At 68.1% G+C, this 17,304-nt stretch carries 18 protein-coding genes; 10 read left to right on the top strand and 8 right to left on the bottom strand.

Translation table 11 applies throughout. The features are described from left to right. Positions 1-4: 4 nt before the first annotated feature. Genes MTY59_RS24870 through aspS form a run of 3 tightly spaced genes read right to left on the bottom strand, consistent with a single transcriptional unit; the run spans position 5 to position 3,356 of the window. Positions 5-1,072 carry an FUSC family protein gene (locus MTY59_RS24870; protein ID WP_221043505.1) on the bottom strand — a complete coding sequence of 356 codons (1,068 nt, stop codon included), beginning with the start codon at positions 1,070-1,072 and terminating at the stop codon, positions 5-7. Between the two features lie 3 nt (positions 1,073-1,075). Continuing rightward, positions 1,076-1,510: a nitroreductase family deazaflavin-dependent oxidoreductase gene (locus MTY59_RS24875; RefSeq protein WP_221043506.1), complete on the bottom strand. Its 435-nt coding sequence runs from the start codon at positions 1,508-1,510 to the stop codon at positions 1,076-1,078. A 49-nt stretch (positions 1,511-1,559) separates the two neighbouring features. Continuing rightward, positions 1,560-3,356, bottom strand: coding sequence for an aspartate--tRNA ligase (gene aspS / locus MTY59_RS24880; RefSeq protein ID WP_221046647.1), 1,797 nt, complete (start codon positions 3,354-3,356; stop codon positions 1,560-1,562). Between the two features lie 41 nt (positions 3,357-3,397). On the opposite strand from aspS, the gene MTY59_RS24885 reads away from it, so the two are divergent. From MTY59_RS24885 to ypfJ, 3 genes are read left to right on the top strand one after another with little or no spacing between them, the layout of a single operon-like run. Further along, positions 3,398-4,297 carry an oxidoreductase gene (locus MTY59_RS24885; RefSeq protein WP_221046648.1) on the top strand — a complete coding sequence of 300 codons (900 nt, stop codon included), beginning with the start codon at positions 3,398-3,400 and terminating at the stop codon, positions 4,295-4,297. 9 nt (positions 4,298-4,306) lie between these two features. Further along, complete coding sequence (locus MTY59_RS24890) at positions 4,307-4,816, top strand: SRPBCC family protein (protein ID WP_221043507.1); 510 nt, start codon at positions 4,307-4,309, stop codon at positions 4,814-4,816. A gap of 9 nt (positions 4,817-4,825) precedes the next feature. Then, positions 4,826-5,704 (top strand): KPN_02809 family neutral zinc metallopeptidase, encoded by an 879-nt coding sequence (gene ypfJ, locus MTY59_RS24895; protein WP_221043508.1) that lies wholly within the window; start codon positions 4,826-4,828, stop codon positions 5,702-5,704. Between the two features lie 12 nt (positions 5,705-5,716). On the opposite strand, the gene MTY59_RS24900 is transcribed toward ypfJ, so the two are convergent. After that, on the bottom strand, positions 5,717-6,598 hold the full coding sequence (locus tag MTY59_RS24900) for a dihydrodipicolinate synthase family protein (RefSeq protein ID WP_221043509.1): 882 nt from the start codon (positions 6,596-6,598) through the stop codon (positions 5,717-5,719). Between the two features lie 36 nt (positions 6,599-6,634). Further along, complete coding sequence (locus MTY59_RS24905; RefSeq protein WP_221043510.1) at positions 6,635-7,420, bottom strand: aldolase; 786 nt, start codon at positions 7,418-7,420, stop codon at positions 6,635-6,637. 76 nt (positions 7,421-7,496) lie between these two features. Between MTY59_RS24905 and MTY59_RS24910 the strand changes: the two genes are divergently transcribed. Genes MTY59_RS24910 through MTY59_RS24920 form a run of 3 tightly spaced genes read left to right on the top strand, consistent with a single transcriptional unit; the run spans position 7,497 to position 10,026 of the window. Further along, positions 7,497-8,048: a helix-turn-helix domain-containing protein gene (locus tag MTY59_RS24910; RefSeq protein WP_221043511.1), complete on the top strand. Its 552-nt coding sequence runs from the start codon at positions 7,497-7,499 to the stop codon at positions 8,046-8,048. A gap of 38 nt (positions 8,049-8,086) precedes the next feature. Next, on the top strand, positions 8,087-9,691 hold the full coding sequence (locus tag MTY59_RS24915) for an MFS transporter (RefSeq protein WP_221043512.1): 1,605 nt from the start codon (positions 8,087-8,089) through the stop codon (positions 9,689-9,691). Continuing rightward, a complete protein-coding gene (locus MTY59_RS24920; protein WP_221043513.1) occupies positions 9,688-10,026 on the top strand; it encodes a gamma-glutamylcyclotransferase family protein in 339 nt (112 codons plus the stop codon). The genes MTY59_RS24915 and MTY59_RS24920 overlap by 4 nt, the downstream gene beginning before the upstream one ends. Here the strand turns inward: MTY59_RS24920 and MTY59_RS24925 are convergent, their stop codons facing one another. Next, positions 10,027-10,455 carry a hypothetical protein gene (locus MTY59_RS24925; protein WP_221043514.1) on the bottom strand — a complete coding sequence of 143 codons (429 nt, stop codon included), beginning with the start codon at positions 10,453-10,455 and terminating at the stop codon, positions 10,027-10,029. 88 nt (positions 10,456-10,543) lie between these two features. On the opposite strand from MTY59_RS24925, the gene MTY59_RS24930 reads away from it, so the two are divergent. Both MTY59_RS24930 and MTY59_RS24935 read left to right on the top strand, forming a co-directional pair. Continuing rightward, entirely contained in the window at positions 10,544-12,145 is a 1,602-nt protein-coding gene (locus tag MTY59_RS24930; protein ID WP_221043515.1) for a purple acid phosphatase family protein, read from the top strand. Positions 12,146-12,199: 54 nt separating this feature from the next. Continuing rightward, on the top strand, positions 12,200-13,831 hold the full coding sequence (locus MTY59_RS24935; RefSeq protein WP_221043516.1) for a chloride channel protein: 1,632 nt from the start codon (positions 12,200-12,202) through the stop codon (positions 13,829-13,831). Position 13,832: 1 nt separating this feature from the next. Here MTY59_RS24935 and MTY59_RS24940 read toward each other — a convergent pair whose 3' ends face one another. After that, complete coding sequence (locus MTY59_RS24940) at positions 13,833-14,861, bottom strand: Rv2578c family radical SAM protein (protein ID WP_221043517.1); 1,029 nt, start codon at positions 14,859-14,861, stop codon at positions 13,833-13,835. Positions 14,862-14,974: 113 nt separating this feature from the next. Between MTY59_RS24940 and MTY59_RS24945 the strand changes: the two genes are divergently transcribed. Together MTY59_RS24945 and MTY59_RS24950 are read left to right on the top strand one after the other, a co-directional pair. Next, positions 14,975-15,460, top strand: coding sequence for an SRPBCC family protein (locus MTY59_RS24945; RefSeq protein ID WP_221043518.1), 486 nt, complete (start codon positions 14,975-14,977; stop codon positions 15,458-15,460). A 94-nt stretch (positions 15,461-15,554) separates the two neighbouring features. After that, the gene (locus MTY59_RS24950) at positions 15,555-15,779 is read left to right on the top strand and encodes a deoxyribodipyrimidine photolyase (protein ID WP_221043519.1); all 225 of its coding nucleotides are present in this window, start codon (positions 15,555-15,557) and stop codon (positions 15,777-15,779) included. A gap of 3 nt (positions 15,780-15,782) precedes the next feature. On the opposite strand, the gene MTY59_RS24955 is transcribed toward MTY59_RS24950, so the two are convergent. After that, a complete protein-coding gene (locus MTY59_RS24955) occupies positions 15,783-17,276 on the bottom strand; it encodes an HNH endonuclease signature motif containing protein (protein ID WP_221043520.1) in 1,494 nt (497 codons plus the stop codon). Positions 17,277-17,304: the final 28 nt, after the last annotated feature.

The following is a 17,304-nucleotide window of genomic DNA, read 5'->3' on the forward strand; positions in this document are numbered from 1 at the left end:
GCGCTCAGACGTGGCGAAGATCGATGACCCGTTGCAGGTCGTCGACGCAGGCGCTGACGACGTCGGCGAGGATCACCTGCGTTTCCCCACGCGCGCCGGACTGCAGCTCGGCGGCGTGATGACGCGCCGAGGCGATGTACGCACAGGCGCCGGCGGGGTCGGGTTCAGCGAGAGCGGTCGCGGCCGCGAGCGTCATCAGCACCGTGTACACGGGCTGCGGAAGCGGCTCACGCCACCCGTCCACCTCGGGGGCGACGGCGCGGGCCAATTGCAACACCGAGCCGGCCAGCAGGGCCACGTGCACGGCCTGGTGGTCGGCGGCCAGGACCGCGTCCCGCAGACCCCATCGTCGCGGCGCGACGATGACGACCTGGCGAGCGGTGGTGCGTGCCTCGAGCAGTCCGCTGAGCTGTCCGTGCACGCGGTCAACGGCGGTCAGCGGCCACTCCGGTGAGGCCGCTTGGCGTCTGATGGCGACGACCGCGGCGCGAGACAGCACGTCATGCAGCACCCCGAGCACGCCGACGCGGGCGTTGCGCAGCACCGACAGCGGGTCGGCGGGAAACAGCAGGACGGCGAAGACGATGGCCACCGCACCGCCGACCAGCGCATCGAAGATGCGTTCCAGCCCGACGCCGCCGTGGTACAGGGCCAGCACCAGGATCGCCGACACCGCGGTCTGGTTGGCGAACATCATGCCGTGACCGATGAAGCCGCCCCCGATGAACACCGCGGCGCCCAGCGCCACCAGCGCGGCGACCGCGATGGGCACCTCGCCGGGACCCAGCAGGCCCTGCGCCAGCGAACCCACCCCGATCCCCAGGGTCACCCCGATCATCATCTGGATGGCGCGTTGCGCGCGCAGCACGTTGCTGGTCGACAACGACACCGCGGCGGCGATCGGCGCGAAGAACGGCTGCGGGTGCTCCAGGACGTCGTGGGTCAGGTACCAGGACAGGCCCGCGGCCACGGCGGTCTGTACCAGGTTGAACCAGACCAGCCGCAGCCGTTTGCTGCCCGCGCGCGCGGCGGCGAGAACCAGCGATGGGACCGCCCGCCGCGACGCGCCCACCGGCTACGTCCGGTTCAACTCGAAGAGCGGAATCACCCGGGTGGTCTTGGCCTGGTACTCGGCGAAGCCGGGCGCGGCGGCGGTGACTTTGTCGAAGAGCGCGGCGCGCTGGTCGGCGGGCAGCTCGTGGGCGGTGACGTCGAAGGTGTCGGTGCCGATCTCCACGCGCGCCCGCGGGTCGGCCCGGAGGTTGTGCACCCAGGCCGGACTGACCGGGGCGCCGGCAAAGGACCCGATGATGATGAGCTTGCCGTCGATGCGGAAGTAGGCCAGCGGCGATACCCGGGGCCGGCCGGATTTTGCGCCGGTGGTGTGCAGCAACAGCAGGTCGGCGTTGGCGAACTGGCCGCCGACCTTGCCGTCGTTCGCGCGGAACTCCGCGATGATCTTTTCGTTGAAGTCGTTGAGGAATGCGGGGTCGGGGCTCTGCTGAGTCATGGGCGCTGCTCCTCCTCATCGCTGCGCTCTGCATCGTCGCCAGCGCGCGTCATGCCCGGTCAACCTTCTCGGGTTTTACGTCTATTCCGGACTCCTTGCGCTGCTGGGCGGTGATGGGCGCCGGCGCGTTGGTGAGTGGGTCGACGCCGCCGCCGGTCTTCGGGAAGGCGATGACCTCGCGGATGGAGTCGACCCCGGACAGCAGCGCGTTGATCCGGTCCCAGCCGAACGCGATGCCGCCGTGCGGGGGCGCGCCAAAAGTGAAGGCCTCCAACAGGAATCCGAATTTCTCCTGGGCTTCGGCGTGGTCCAGGCCCATCACCGCGAACACCCGCTCCTGGATGTCGCGGCGGTGGATACGGATCGATCCGCCGCCGATCTCGTTGCCGTTGCAGACGATGTCGTAGGCGTCGGCGAGCACGTTGCCGGTGTCGGTCTCGATGCCGCCCTCGTGCCCGGGCTTGGGTGAGGTGAACGCGTGGTGCACCGCGGTCCACGCCCCCGACCCGACGGCGACGTCGCCGGCGGCGGTCGCGTCGTCGGCGGGCTCGAACAGCGGCGGGTCCACCACCCAGACGAACGCCCAGGCGTCGGGATCGATCAGGTCCAGCCGGTGGGCGATCTCGCCGCGGGCCGCCCCGAGCAGGGCCCGCGACGGCTTGGCCGGGCCCGCCGAGAAGAAGACGCAGTCCCCCGGCTTCGCCCCGACCTGCGCGGCCAACCCGTCACGTTCCGCGTCGGACAGGTTCTTGGCGACCGGACCGCCCAGCGTCCCGTCGTCGGCGATCAGCACGTAGGCCAGTCCGCGGTGACCGCGCTGCTTGGCCCACTCCTGCCAGCCGTCCAGCGTGCGCCGCGGCTGCGACGCCCCGCCGGGCATCACCACGGCCCCGACGTACGGGGCCTGAAAAACGCGGAAAGTGGTGTCTTTGAAGAACTCTGTGCAGTCGACGAGCTCCAGCCCGAAACGCATGTCGGGCTTGTCGGAGCCGAATCGTCGCATCGCGTCGGCGTAGCTGATCCGCGGGATGGGCGTCGGGATGTCATACCCGATCAGCGCCCACAGCGCGGACAGGATCTCCTCGGAGATGGCGATGACATCCTCGGCGTCGACGAAGCTCAGCTCCATGTCGAGCTGGGTGAACTCCGGCTGGCGGTCGGCGCGGAAATCCTCGTCGCGGTAGCAGCGGGCGATCTGGTAGTAGCGCTCCATGCCGGCCACCATCAGCAGCTGCTTGAACAGCTGCGGGCTCTGCGGCAGCGCGTAGAACGAGCCGGGGTGCAACCGGGCCGGCACCAGGAAGTCGCGCGCCCCCTCCGGGGTCGACCGGGTGATCGTCGGGGTTTCGATCTCGACGAAGTCATGTTGTGCCAGCACCGACCGCGCTGCGGCATTCACCTTGGAGCGCAAGCGGATTGCCTCGGCCGGGCCGTCGCGGCGCAGGTCCAGGTAGCGATACTTCAGCCGCAGCTCCTCGCCGGCCGGCTCGTCGAGCTGGAACGGCAGCGGCGCGCTCTCCCCCAGCACGGTCAGCGTGGTGGCGTTGACCTCGATGTCGCCGGTGGCGATCTCGGGGTTGGCGTTGCCCTCGGGGCGTATTTCGACCACACCGGTGACCGCGACACAGAACTCGGCGCGCAGCCGGTGCGCCTGGGCCAGCACGTCAGCCTCGCGGAACACCACCTGGGCGATCCCGGAGGCGTCGCGCAGGTCGATGAAGATGACGCCGCCGTGGTCGCGGCGACGGGCCACCCAGCCCGCCAGCGTCACCTGCTGCCCGGCGTCACTACTCCTCAGCGAACCCGCGGCGTGACTGCGCAGCACGAAACACTCCCTTTCACCCAGCTGGAACGAGTGATCAGTCTAAAGGAGGTAATTTCGGTGGCATCGCCACAGACGCTGCTACCAACATCGCCCTGGTCGGTCCCGGAGCCGTCGGCACGACGGCCGCCGCGCTGCTGTACCGGGCCGGTCACTCGGTGATGGTGTGCGGTCGCACCCCGCGCGACGCCATCGAACTGCGGCCCGACGGGGCCGACCCGATCGTCGTCCCCGGGCCGGTGCGCACCGATCCCGCCGAGGTGACCCGCCCGGTGGACGTGGTCCTGCTGACCGTCAAGGCCACCCAGAACGACGCGGTCGCCGGCTGGCTGGCCCGGCTGTGCGACGTCCACACCATCGTTGTGGTGCTGCAAAACGGTGTCGAGCAGGTCGAGCAGGTGCAGCCGCACTGCCCGCTGTCCCCCGTCATCCCCGGCATCGTGTGGTACTCGGCCCAGGCCCAGCCCGAGGGCTGGGTGCGATTGCGCACCGAGGCGGCCCTGGTCCTGCCCAGCGGGCCGTCCGGACAGGCCGTCGCCGAGCTGCTGCGCGGCGCCGGCTGCCGGGTCGACTGCGACCCCGACATCATCACCGCGGCCTGGCACAAGCTGCTCACCAACGCGCTGGCGGGGTTCATGGCGCTGGCGCGGAGGCGGTCCGGGATGTTCCGCCGCGACGACGTCGCCGCGCTGTCGCGGCGCTATGTCGCCGAGTGCCTGGCCGTCGCGCGAGCCGAGGGCGCCCGCCTGGCCGACGGCGTGGTCGATGAGTTGGTCGACATGTTCCGCAACGTCGCCGAGGACATGGGCACGTCGATCCTGACCGACGCGGAACACCGGCGCGCGATGGAATGGGACATCCGCAACGGCGTGATCATTCGCAAGGGCAGGGCCCACGGCCTGGCCACGCCGATCAGCGACGTCATAGTCCCCTTACTGGCCGCGGCCAGCGACGGCCCCGGCTAAGTTGTTGTCATGTTCCCGTGCGAGCGCGTCGATACGAGCTTCGCCGACGCTGATGCCGTTGCGGGCCGTTACCGCTTCCGCAACAGCGTCGACCTGGCCATCACCCCCGAGCGGCTGTTCGAGGTGCTCTCCGAGGCCCAGTCCTGGCCGCGGTGGGCGACGGTGATCACCAAGGTGACCTGGACCAGTCCCGAGCCGCGCGGCGTCGGGACCACCCGCGTCGTGGAGATGCGCGGCGGCATCGTCGGCAACGAGGAATTCATCGCGTGGGAACCGTTCACGCACATGGCGTTCCGATTCAATGAATGCTCGACCCGCTCCGTGGCGGCCTTCGCCGAGGATTACCGGGTCGAGGCCATCCCGGGTGGCTGCCGGCTGACGTGGACCATGGCCCAGAAACCGGCCGGACCGGCGAAGCTGGCGATGGTCGTGGTGGGGCCGTTGCTGAACCTGGCCCTGCGCCGCTACCTGCGCAACCTGCGCAGCTACACCGACTCCCTTGCGACCCGGCAACGTTAGGAGAGCGTCATGACCTTCAACGAGGGCATGCAGATCGACACCAGCACCGCGTCCTCGTCCGGTGGGGGCGGCATGGGAATGGCCATGGGGGGTGGGGGCCTCGGGCTGCTCATTCTCATCGGCGCGCTGTTCTTGGGCGTCGATCCCGGCCGCGTGATGAACTCCCAGCAGACGAACACCGGTGGCTACTCGGCGCCCGGGTTCGACCTGAGCCAGTGCAAGACGGGCGCCGACGCCAACAAGTACGTGCAATGCCGCGTGGTCGCGACGGGCAACTCGGTGGACGCGGTGTGGCACCAGCTGCTGCAGGGTTACACCCGTCCCCGCGTCCGGCTGTTCACCGGATCGGTGGAGACCGGCTGCGGACACGCGACGACCGCGGTCGGGCCGTTCTACTGCCCGGTGGACAAGACGGCGTATTTCGACACCGACTTCTTCAAGGAGCTGGTCGATCGATTCGGTTCCAGCGGTGGGCCGTTCGCCCAGGAGTATGTGGTCGCCCACGAATACGGTCACCACGTGCAGAACCTGCAGGGTCTGCTGGGCCGCTCGCAGCAGGGTGCGCAGGGCGCCGGCGGCAACGGCGTGCGCACCGAGCTACAGGCCGACTGCTACGCCGGGATCTGGGCGCACTACGCCTCCACGGTCAAGCAGGAGAGCACCGGCGTGCCCTACCTGGAACCGTTGAGCGACAAGGACATTTCGGATGCCCTCTCGGCCGCGGCGTCGGTGGGCGACGACCGCATCCAGAAGGAATCCACCGGCCGGGTCAATCCCGAGTCCTGGACGCACGGTTCGTCCGAACAGCGGCAGAAGTGGTTCACCACCGGTTACCAGACCGGTGACCCGAAGCAGTGCGACACCTTCTCCGCGCCCGACCTGGGTTAGCCGCGCGGCGTTCTAGGAGAGCAAGCCCCGCAACTCGGCGCGGCCCTGCTCGTCGAGCGGCAGCAGCGGCGCGCGGGGGTCGCCTACCGGGAAATCGAGCAGCTCCAGGCCGGCTTTCACGGTGGTGGCCAGTCCGCCCGCGACGATGAAGGTGAGCAGCGGCTTGAGGTCGTCGTAGAGCTTCTGCGCGGTGTCGAGGTCTTGCGCACGAACCGCCTCATACAGGTCGATGCAGGGTTGTGGCCGCAGATTCGGTGCGGCCGTGCACCATCCGGACGCTCCGCTCTTCAGCGCGTCGAGCACCAGCGGGTTGCTGCCGTTGTAGAAGGGCAACCGGTTGCCGGACAGTTCGGCGATGCGCTGCATGCGGGTCAGGTCACCGGTGGATTCCTTGACCATGCGCACGTTGTCGATGCCTTCGAACATGCGCACCAGCAGCTCGGGAGGCATGTCGACGCCGCTGGTGGCCGGGTTGTTGTAGGCCATGATCGGGATGGAGATGGCGTCACTGATGCTGCGGTAATGCTGGAAGATCTCGCGCTCGGTGAGCTTCCAGTAGGACACCGGCAGGATCATCACCGCGTCGGCCCCGGCTTGCTGGGCGTACGTCGCGCGCCGAATTGTCTTGGCGGTGGTCACATCCGACACCCCGACGATCACCGGGACGCGGCCGGCGACGGTGGCGATGGTGGTGTCGACGACGGCGTCGACCTCGGGTTCCTCGAGGTACGCCAGTTCGCCGGTGCTGCCCAGCGGCGCGATCGCGTGCACATCGGCGGACACCAGCCGCTCGACCAGTGCGGCCAGCCGTTCGGTGTCGATCCCCTTTTCGGAGAACGGGGTCACCGGGTAGGCGATGATGCCGTCGATCTTGGGCGTGGGCGTTTGCGCCACAGCGGGCTCCTCGGATTGGGTTGACGGATAACGGGTTCAGCTGGTCAACACGTCGGGGTGCCGGACCAGAGCCCGGCGGGCGTAGTAGGCGAAGTTGGCGCGGCTGCGCTGCGGTGACAGCGTCCAGTCGTGCGCCTCGCGGGCCAGTTCTTCGGGTAGTTCCTTGACGGTGCCTGCGGCCATGGCGGTCAGCTGCAGTTTGGCGGCGCGTTCGATCAGGATTCCCAACGAGCACGCCTCCTCGACGCTGGCACCGGCGATGACGTGGCCGTGATGCGCCAGCAGCACCGCCTTCTTGTCGCCGAGGGCGGCGCTGATGATCTCGCCCTCTTCGTTGCCGACCGGCACGCCCGGCCATTTCGGCAGGAACGCGCAGTCGTCGTAGAGCGGCGTGATGTCCATGTGGGAGACGATCAGCGGGACTTCCAGCATCGACAGCGCCGCCACGTGAAAGGCGTGGGTGTGCACGATGCACTGGACGTCGGGCCGGGCGCGATAGATCCAGCTGTGAAAACGGTTGGCGGGGTTCGCGATTCCATCCCCGTCGAGGACGTTGAGGTCCTCGTCGACCAGCAGCAGGTTGCCGTCGGTGATCTCGTCGAACCCCAGGCCCAGCCGCTGGGTGTAGTAGGTGCCGTCCGCCTCGGCGCGGGCGGTGATCTGCCCGGCCAGCCCGGAGTCATGCCCGGCGTCGAACAGCGCCCGGCACGTCAGAGCCAGCTTCTGGCGGGTGGTCAACTGCGAATCGGCGACGTTCGCCGTCAACTGCTCGGCGGCCCGGCGCATCAATTCGGACTTCGACTCGGTGAACGTGCTGGCCATAATCGGCTCCCTCGGCGCGAACGTATGACACAATCGTATCACTATAGGAAACCTTGTGTCATGAGAGGGGTGGCCCGTGACCGCACTGCTGCGCGCGGTCCGCAAGCAACGCGGCTTGACCCTGGAGGAGTTGGCCCGCCAGACCGGATTGACCAAGAGCTACCTGTCCAAGATCGAGCGTCGTTGCAGCACACCGTCAATCGCTGTGGCCCTCAAGGTGGCCAAGGCCCTCGACGTCGACGTCGGGCGGCTGTTCTCCGAGGAGGCGGCGCAGGAGAATATCACCGTCGAGCGCGCCACCGGCGATGCCGAGGGTGAGCGCTACCGGGCGCTCGCCTCGTCGCTGCTGGGAAAGTCGATGTCGCCGTTCGTGGTTCGCCCGACGGAGCAGCTAGCCGACGACCCCCATCCCGAACACGGCGGCCAGGAATTCATGTTCGTGCACGCCGGAACGGTTGAACTCGATTACGGGGACCAGACGTTCACGCTCGAGCCGGGCGACAGCGCCTATTTCGACGCCTCAATCAGCCACAAGATCCGGGCGGTCGGCGCCGAACGCGCCGAGGTCGTCGTCGTCGCGCATGCCGAGCCCGGCGCCCGCGGCACCCGCGACATCTTCGTGTCCTAGACTGCTATCCCCCGCCAGAACGCGAAAGGCGTTGCCGTATGGCTTCACCGCAATCCGACGACCGGCGAGCGTCCGCCTGGGCGCCGATGCGCAACCGGGTGTTCCGCGCGTTATTCATCGCGCAGTTCGTCTCCAACGTCGGGACCTGGATGCAAAGCGTTGCCGCACAATGGTTTCTGATCGAAGACCACAGCAGCCCCGTCATCGTGGCCCTGGTTCAAACAGCGAGTCTGGGACCGACGCTGCTGCTGGGATTCTTCGCCGGGGCGCTGGCCGACCTCTTCGACCGGCGGCGACTGCTGATCTTCCTGCAGTGGTATGCGGTTGTGGTGACGCTGGCCCTGGCCGTGCTGACGTTCCTCGGCACCCTTACCCCGACGTCACTGTTGCTGTTCACTTTGGCGGTCGGCTTCGCCTCCGCCCTGACCGCACCGGCCTGGCAGGCGATTCAGCCCGAGGTCGTCACGCGCGAGCAGATTCCGGCCGCGGCGACGTTGGCCAGCGTCTCGGTGAACATCGCCCGTGTGGTCGGGCCCGCGATCGGCGGCGTGGTGCTGGCCGCGACCGGCCCAGGAGCCGTCTTCGCCATCAACGCGATATCCTTCGCCGGGATCATCGTCGCCCTGACGGCGTGGCGCCGACCCAGACAAGAGCCGCCCGTCGAACGGGAACACTTCAGCCAGGCCATCGTCACCGGCTTCCGGTACGTCGCCAACGGACCCATTTTCCGCAGGATCTTGTTGCGCACAGCCCTTTTCGTGTTTCCCGCCTCGGCGCTGCTGGCGCTGTTGCCGGTGGCCGCCGCCGACCGGTGGCACCTGGGGGCCGGTGGCTACGGGGTGGCATTGGGCGCCATAGGTTTTGGCGCGGTGCTCGCCGTCGCGGTTCCCGCGCCGCTGCGCCAGAAGATACCGCCCAACGCCCTGCTGGCCATCTCGGCCGCCGCGTACGCACTCGCGCCGCTCGCCGTGGTGTGGCTGCCGTTCGCCGCGGCGGCGCCGCTTCTGGTGCTGTCCGGGATGACCTGGCTGATCACCTTGACGACGCTGAACGCCGCGGCGCAACTCCACCTGCCGCAGTGGGTGCGGGCCCGCGGATTGTCGGTGTATCTCTTGGTTTTCACGGGAGCCCAGGCTTTCGGCTCGTACCTCTGGGGCGCCATCGCCACCCGGGCGGGGCTTGATCTCGCCCTCATCTTGTCGGCCGGGTTCCTGGGCGCCGCCGCCCTCAGCGTCGCCGTTCTCCCCTTGCGGCCGTCCACCGGAAAGCTCAGCCGCGACATCTCCAGGGCGTGGCCGTCGCCCATGGTCGTCTTCGAACCCTGCCCCAACGACGGACCGGTCCTGGTGGCCATCCGCTATCGGGTGGCGGCGGACAAACTTCAGGAGTTCGTCAAGGCGATGAGCGCCGTGCGGCGATCGCGGCTGCGCACCGGTGGACACAGCTGGCGGCTGTATCACAGCATCGAAGAGCCCGACGCGGTCCTCGAGAGGTTCACCGTGCCGTCCTGGACCGAGTTTCAGCACCAGCACACCGAGCGCTGGCTGGAGTCCGACCACGACGGTGTGGCGACGGCGGTCAGCTACACCGTCGACAGCACCCGGCAACACGAGTACTACCTGGCGCTGCGGGTGCACCGATGATCCAGCTGCTGTTCTCCTACGGCACGCTGCAACAACCCGAGGTCCAGCGCGCGACGTTCGGCCGCGAGCTCACCGGCCACCGCGACGCGATCGTCGGCTACGACCTGGATTTCGTCACCATCACCGACCCGCACGTCGTCGCGACCAGCGGCAGCGACCGCCATCCCATTTTGCGGCCCTCCGACCGGGCCGACGCGCACGTGGACGGGCTGGTGTTCGCCATCAGCGAAACCGATCTGGCGGCCGCCGACGAGTACGAGGTGGACGACTACCGCCGCATCGAGGTGCCGCTGAGATCGGGCGCGACGGCGTGGGTGTACGTCTTGGGCGGCTGACTAGCTGGGTCGGCAGGTGACCGTGGTGGTGGCGTCCTGCTGCGCGACCACCTGGCCGTCCACGGCGATCTCGCAGTGGAACTGGGCGGGGCCGTTGCCCGAATCCGGCCAGTGCAGCATGCCGCTGGCGGTGATGCTCGCAAACTGGTTCGGGTTCGCCAGGGTGGCGGTGTAGGTGACCGGCGCTCCGGCGCTGAGCGGGGCCTGCACGCTGGTCGAGAACTTCGACGGGTCCGCGCTGAAAGCGGCCTGGCTGGGCGGGTCGGCGTTCACGTACGAGACGTTGGCGGTCAGGTTGTTGGGGCTCGTCACGGTGTAGGTCACCTGGTGGCCATCCGCATGCGCCGTCGCCGGCGTTAGCACCGCCCCCGCGGCCATTGCCAGCATCATCGCTGAGATCGCGCTCGCTGTCCTGTGCACGTTCGTCATATCGAAAACGCTACCGGATTCGTTAGCGGCGGTTCGTTGTTTACCGCCAGCTGTGCCCGTGGTTGCCCGGCTCCGGTATGAAGCAAGCATGAGCGATGAGACGCGTCCGGCCCCGAAACGGGCCGACAGCGCCGAAGCGTCGGTGACCCGCCGCCGGTTGCTGACGACCGGGGCGGTGTCGGCCGCCCTCGGGGTGGGCATCGGGGGCGGTGCCGTGCTGCTGTGGTCACGCCCGCAGGGCCCGATGGCCTGGCTGCAGCCCGATCGCCACGGCGCACCGCCGGTCGGCGGGCTGCACCTGCAGTTCGGGAAGAACGCCGGCACCGAGGTGGTGGTGTCGTGGCACACCACCGACGCGGTCCGCAATCCGCGGGTGCTGCTCGGGACGCCGACGTCCGGCTTCGGCCGCACCGTCGCCGCGGAAACCCGCACCTACCGGGACGCGAAGTCGGGCACCGAAGTTCGTGTCAACCACGCCCGGCTGACCAACCTCACTCCGGACACCGACTATGTGTACGCCGCGGTGCACGACGGCGCGGAACCCGAGCAGGGTACCGTGCGCACCGCACCGACGGGCCGAAAACGACTGCTGTTCACCAGCTTCGGTGACCAGTCCACACCGGCACTGGCCAAGATGCCCGACGGCAGCTACGCCACCGACAACATCGGCTCGCCGGCCGCGGCCGACACCACCATGGCGATCGAACGGATGGGGCCGCTGTTCAACCTGATCAACGGCGACCTGTGCTACGCCAACCTGGCCCGAGACCGGGTGCGCACCTGGTCGAACTGGTTCGAGAACAACACCCGCTCGGCGCGATACCGGCCCTGGATGCCGGCGGCCGGCAACCACGAGAACGAATTGGGTAACGGGCCAATCGGTTACGGGGCCTATCAGGCCTACTTCGCGGTACCCGATTCCGGGTCGAGCGCCGAGACCCGCGGCATGTGGTACTCGTTCACCGCCGGCTCGGTGCGGGTGATCAGCCTGAGCAATGACGACGTCGCCTTCCAGGACGGCGGCAACTTCTACGTGCACGGTTACTCCGGCGGTGAGCAAAAGCGCTGGCTTGCAAACGAACTCGCCACGGCCCGGCGCGACCCGGATATCGACTGGGTCGTCGTGTGCATGCATCAGACGGCGATCTCCACCGCCGACAAGACCAACGGCGCCGACCTCGGCATCCGCGAGGAATGGCTACCGTTGTTCGACCAGTACCAGGTCGACCTGGTGGTGTGCGGTCACGAACACCACTATGAGCGCTCGCACCCCTTGCGCGGCACGCTGGGCACCGACACCCGCACGCCGATACCGGTCGACACCCGAAACGATGTCATCGACGCCACGCGCGGGACGGTGCACCTGGTCATCGGTGGCGGCGGCACCTCGGCGCCGAGCAACGCGATGTTCTTCCCCGATCTCCGGTGCCGGGTGGTGACCGGCGTGGGGGCATTCGATCCCGGACTGGGCCGCAAGGCCCCGATCTACGTCCTGGAGGACGCCCCGTGGTCGGCGTTTCGCGACCGCGAGAACCCCTATGGCTTTGTGGGTTTCGACGTCGACCCGGGCCCACCGGGCGGTAACACCTCGATCAAGGCGACGCACTACGCGCTGCGCGGCACGTTCGGTGAGGTCGCCGTGATCGACGAATTCACGCTCACCAAGCCGCGCGGTGACAAGGCCGGCTAGCCCGGCCCAGCAACATGGCCACAGCGGATTTTATCCCTGTGAAATACTTCAGAAATGGTTGAATCGCCGGGTGGTCCGGTCGCCGGGGGCCGCCTGGCGGACTTCGTGGTCGATCGGCGCATGCTGCTGATCGCGGCGCTCGCGGTGCCGATAGGAGCGCTTGCCGCGGGCGCGGCGTGGTGTCTGCTCCGGTTGATCGGGTTGGTCACCAACCTCGTCTTCTACCAGCGCTGGGCGGTCGGTCTGGTGGCACCGGGATCCCACCCTCATCCGTGGTGGCTGTTGCTGGGCGCCCCCGTCGCCGGCGGGCTGGTGGTCGGTGTCATGGCGCGTCTGGGCTCGGAGAAGATTCGCGGTCACGGCATGCCCGAAGCGATCGAGGCGATTCTCACCCAGGGCAGCCGTGTCGAACCGAAAGTGGCTATCCTCAAACCCATTTCGGCCGCGATCAGCATCGGAACCGGCGGCCCGTTCGGCGCCGAGGGGCCGATCATCATGACCGGCGGGGCGCTCGGGTCGATCCTCGCCCAACACCTGCATCTGACCGCCGACGAGCGCAAGATCCTGCTGGTTTCCGGAGCCGCAGGCGGAATGGCGGCCACCTTCAATTCGCCGCTGGCGTCCATCCTGCTGGCGGTCGAGCTGTTGCTGTTCGAATGGCGGCCCCGCAGCCTGATTCCGGTGACCGCGGCGGTCGTCGTCGCGACCGTCGTGCGCCAATTCATTCTCGGCGGCGGCCCGGTCTTCCCGGTCGACGTTGCGCACCTGAGCCGCGTCGACTGGAAGGTCGACCTGCTCGCGCTGGTCATCGGGGCGTGTGGCGCGGTGGTCGCCATCGCCGCCACGCGTCTGGTGTATCTGGCCGAAGACGCCTTCTCGCGCCTGCCGATCCACTGGATGTGGTGGCCCGCGATCGGCGGCCTGGTGATCGGGGCGGGCGGGCTGATCGAGCCACGGGCCCTCGGCGTCGGCTACGACGTGATCGATGCGCTGCTCACCGGCCGCGCCGCGCTGTCCTTGATCATCGGCATTCTCATCGTGAAGACCACCATCTGGTCGCTGTCATTGGGCTCGGGAACATCGGGCGGTGTGCTCGCGCCGGTGTTCATGATCGGCGGTGCGCTCGGAGCCCTTGTGGGGCAAGGCCTGCCGCAGGTGTTCCCGGGTTTCTGGGCGATCCTCGGGCTGGCGGCCGTGGTGGGCGGCGTCATGCGCTCGCCGCTGACCGGCATCGTGTTCACCCTCGAGCTCACCCATGCCTGGCCCGCACTGCTGCCCTTGATCGTGGCCTCCACCACCGCCTACGCCGCGTCCGTGATGATGCTCGACCGGTCCGTTCTGACCGAGAAGATCGCCCGGCGTGGATTGCACCTGACCCGCGACTACACCACCGACCCGCTCGAAGCGTTCTTCGTGGCCGACGTCATGCATCCCGAGCCGGCGGACATACCCACGGGTGGCAGCGTCAGCCCCCGCGACACCCTCCGGCATGCGGCGAACATCCTCGCCGAATCGGGCGGCCGCGCGCTGCGAGTCCTGTCGCCGGAGGGCACCGAACAAGGTCACCTGCTGCTGCAGGATCTCCTCGCCGCCCGCCTGCACGACATCAACGAAGACACCCAGCGCACCCGGCACTTCATCGCGTTCGCCCGGAGGCGGGCGCGACGGGTCGCCGAGCCCGACTAGCTCAAAACAGCGTCGCCTGAACGGGTTCCGGCGGCGGCACGACCGAGACTGCTCGCGCGAACGGGCGGTGGTCGCCGGCCAGTCGATGCTTGGCGATCAGTGGGGCGGCCCGCTCCCGCAACATGTCGCGATAGCCCCGCGGCAGGTAGGCACCGCGCCGGTACAGCTCGCGATAGTGCCCGACCAGCTCGGGATGCGAGCGTGCCAGCCATGCCATGAACCAGCCCCTGGTCGAGCTGCGCAGATGCAGGCCGAAGACCGTCACGCTGCTGGCGCCGGCCGCCGCGATCTGGCCGAGCAACCCGTCGAGATGCTCGATGGAATCAGTGAGATGCGGCAGCACCGGCGCGACCATCACATGACAGTCCAGCCCGGCGGCGCGGATTGCGCTGATCAGGCCCAGCCGCGCCTGCGGTGTGGGCGTGCCGGGCTCGACGTCCTTGTGCAGTTCGGGATCGCCGACGGCCAGCGACACCGCGACCGAGACGGGAACCTGCGCCGCGGCTTGGGCGATCAAGGGCAGGTCGCGCCGCAGCAGCGTCCCCTTGGTCAGGATCGACAGCGGCGTGCCCGATTCGGCCAGGGCGCCGATGATGCCGGGCATCAGCGCGTAGCGCCCCTCGGCCCGCTGGTACGGATCGGTGTTGGTGCCCAGGGCGACGGTCTCGCGCTGCCAGGACGGCCGTCGTAGCTCGCGGCGCAGCACCTCGACGACGTTGGTCTTGACGACGACCTGAGTGTCAAAGTCGTTGCCGCAGTCCAGCTCCAGATATTCGTGGGTGGGCCGGGCGAAGCAGTACCGGCAGGCGTGCGAGCAGCCGCGGTAGCCGTTGACGGTGTAGCGGAACGGCAGCGCCGCCGCGTTCGGCACCTTGTTCAGCGCGGACTTGCACACCACCTCGTGAAAGGTGATCCCGTCGAACTGCGGCGAGCGCACGCTGCGCAGGAAGCCGATGCGCTGCAGCCCCGGCAGCGCCCCGTCCTCGACCGGTGTCCCGTTGACCGCGACGGCCTGGTTTGCCCACCGCATGCGCCCATTCGAACATTAGTTCGAGAGCGAGTCAAGTGTGTCGCCTCGCAGCGGGTGCGCGAGTCGTACAGTGAGCGACGACGGTATCGTCCCTACGCCGGCCGCGAGGAAAAATGACCGAACGCATCGAGACTTCCCGCACCATCGCCGCTCCCGCGTCGGCCATCTTCGCCGTGCTGTGCGACCCGCAGGGCCACGTGGCAATCGACTCGTCCGGAATGCTCCAAGACGCCGAAGGCGAACCGGTGCGGGCCGTCGGTGACCGGTTCGTCGTTCACATGGACCGTGAATCATTGAACGATTTCCCGGAATTGGGCAGATACGACGTCACCGTCGACATCAAGGAATTCGAGCAGGATCGGCTGATTTCTTGGACGATTCTCGGCCAGATTCAGCCGCCGATTGGCCATGTCTACGGTTACGCGCTCACACCCACCGAGGATGCCTCGGCCACGATCGTCACCTCGTTCTACGACTGGTCGAACATCGACCAGAAGTGGCGGGAAGCCGGAATTTTCCCGATTCTGTCCGAGGGCGCATTGCGTGCGACTCTGGGAATTCTCGACCGCACGGTGCGCCGCGGTTATCCGGGCGGATAAACCGAAACCGCGCATGGGGCACGCGAATCGGCTTTCGGTTTTGCGGGACATTTGCGCGGGTATTACCCGTGGGCCCCTCACGAAAGGACCTGTCATGTTGCACCAGGTGATTCTGGCGAGTTCGGACCCGGTCGCGGCCGGCTTTATCCTCCGTGGCATCAAGGGAATTTTCGTCGCTATCGGCAGTGTTATCGCCGCAATCGTCTGCGGAATCATCGCCATGATGAAGGGCCGCAATCCGCTGGGCTGGGGAATTCTCGGGCTGTTCTTCTCGATCCTGACGCTGATCGTCGTCATCATTATCCCCAGCAAGAAATAGCGCTCAGAAGGGCGGCGGCTCCCCGTCGCCAACGGCATGTGCGAAGCCGGAACCCCAAGTGGACGACGGCTTTCCGAGCTGACGCGCCATTCGATTGTGATGGCGTTCGGTGGCGATGCGAGCGGTGCGGTTTTGCGCCCGGGTGCGGCGGCGCTTGGGCATCATCGCCGTCCGGTCGCCGCACGGCTCGGTGCTGGTGGCCGTAGGCAAAGGGCTCGCGCCAGCGGGCGCACACAAGCTGGGGAACAGCAGCGCGCTGCCCGGGATCGTCACGTACGTGTGTCCCGACGGGGACGTCAGGATCAGCGTCCCGTCGCGCAATTGGGTATCGCGCCAGCCCCAAAACGTTTTCACCAAATGATGTGTGCGGCAATAGCATTTGAGGTTCGACGCGTGCGTCGGGCCGCCGTCGGCGTACGGGATCGTATGGTCGATGTCGCAGTTCACGGCGGGCTGGTCGCAGCCGGGCCATCGACAGGTCAAGTCCCGGCAGCGCACGAAATCGGCCAGCGCCTTGGACGGCACGTAACCCGGCTCCGGCGGCGCATCCGCGGGATGAACCAGCGGCGCCAGTGTGGCCGAGACGGCCAAACTGGTAAGCAACTCCGGCGGGATCAAACCCTGCCCGCCTATCTGAGCGGCGGGCGTTGAACCGCGGCCATCCAGCACGGCCTGCTCGGCTATCACGTGAATCACCACGGGGCTGGCGGCGGGCCGTTTGCCGGCCGCGCAATCTGATCGCCCGCACCGACACCCCAATCGGTCTGCGCCGGCCGCCAACGCCCCCAGCGCATCGGCGCGGCGCTGCTCACGGGTGCGCGGATCATGCTCACACACCGTGGCCGCCAACGCATTCAATCGTTTATCCAACGCATGGGCGTCCGGACTCACCAGGCTGCCTTCAATATGCGACATGCCGTCGCCCGCATCGGCGAACCAGATCTCGCGATCCGCTATGCGCTCCTTGCGGCGTCGTACCGCGTCCGCGTCAGCGCGAGCCACCACCCTGTCCACCTGCGCAGCCAGCCGGCCCTGGCTCAGTGAAGGCCACCTGGTGACGTTGGCGGCCAGCGTGGTGTCCACCGCGCCCAACACGTCGGGGTCGGTGACCAAATCGGTGCGGAACACGATCGTTTGAAACATTCGGTAATCGATATCGCCGGCCGCGAAGACCGCACCTACTTTCGGCAGCCGCTCGCGCATCGCGCGGGCATAGCGCACGCGACTCCCGGCCAGCCCCTGGCCGATCCGCAACTCGGCGGCCACCTCCGCACTGACCGCCGCCTCGGTGTCGACCGCCCACTCCTCGGTCTCCGAACACCGAGACAGCCGGTAGGAAAACAACTCACCAATGGCTACCAACTGCGCGGCCGCCGCCCGATTCTCCGCCCGCGCGGCCGCACCGATCCGCTCCAGCAGGCCCACCGACACTGGCGTCGTCGACGGATAGCAACGCTCGAATTCCTCGCCGAACCGGGCATGCACCTCTTCGAACATGTGTTCGATGCTACCAGCCGCGGGCGAC

The organism is Mycobacterium senriense, from assembly GCF_019668465.1.
Taxonomy (GTDB): Bacteria; Actinomycetota; Actinomycetes; order Mycobacteriales; family Mycobacteriaceae; genus Mycobacterium; species Mycobacterium senriense.

What these genes read in the sequence shown, in the direction of transcription:
- MTY59_RS24875 (WP_221043506.1), bottom strand. Translation starts at nt 1,510, where the DNA reads ATGACTCAGCAGAGCCCCGACCCCGCATTCCTCAACGACTTCAACGAA.
- MTY59_RS24890 (WP_221043507.1), top strand. Translation starts at nt 4,307, where the DNA reads ATGTTCCCGTGCGAGCGCGTCGATACGAGCTTCGCCGACGCTGATGCC.
- ypfJ (WP_221043508.1), top strand. Translation starts at nt 4,826, where the DNA reads ATGACCTTCAACGAGGGCATGCAGATCGACACCAGCACCGCGTCCTCG.
- MTY59_RS24905 (WP_221043510.1), bottom strand. Translation starts at nt 7,420, where the DNA reads ATGGCCAGCACGTTCACCGAGTCGAAGTCCGAATTGATGCGCCGGGCC.
- MTY59_RS24915 (WP_221043512.1), top strand. Translation starts at nt 8,087, where the DNA reads ATGGCTTCACCGCAATCCGACGACCGGCGAGCGTCCGCCTGGGCGCCG.
- MTY59_RS24920 (WP_221043513.1), top strand. Translation starts at nt 9,688, where the DNA reads ATGATCCAGCTGCTGTTCTCCTACGGCACGCTGCAACAACCCGAGGTC.
- MTY59_RS24925 (WP_221043514.1), bottom strand. Translation starts at nt 10,455, where the DNA reads ATGACGAACGTGCACAGGACAGCGAGCGCGATCTCAGCGATGATGCTG.
- MTY59_RS24930 (WP_221043515.1), top strand. Translation starts at nt 10,544, where the DNA reads ATGAGCGATGAGACGCGTCCGGCCCCGAAACGGGCCGACAGCGCCGAA.
- MTY59_RS24935 (WP_221043516.1), top strand. Translation starts at nt 12,200, where the DNA reads ATGGTTGAATCGCCGGGTGGTCCGGTCGCCGGGGGCCGCCTGGCGGAC.
- MTY59_RS24940 (WP_221043517.1), bottom strand. Translation starts at nt 14,861, where the DNA reads ATGCGGTGGGCAAACCAGGCCGTCGCGGTCAACGGGACACCGGTCGAG.
- MTY59_RS24945 (WP_221043518.1), top strand. Translation starts at nt 14,975, where the DNA reads ATGACCGAACGCATCGAGACTTCCCGCACCATCGCCGCTCCCGCGTCG.
- MTY59_RS24950 (WP_221043519.1), top strand. Translation starts at nt 15,555, where the DNA reads ATGTTGCACCAGGTGATTCTGGCGAGTTCGGACCCGGTCGCGGCCGGC.
- MTY59_RS24955 (WP_221043520.1), bottom strand. Translation starts at nt 17,276, where the DNA reads ATGTTCGAAGAGGTGCATGCCCGGTTCGGCGAGGAATTCGAGCGTTGC.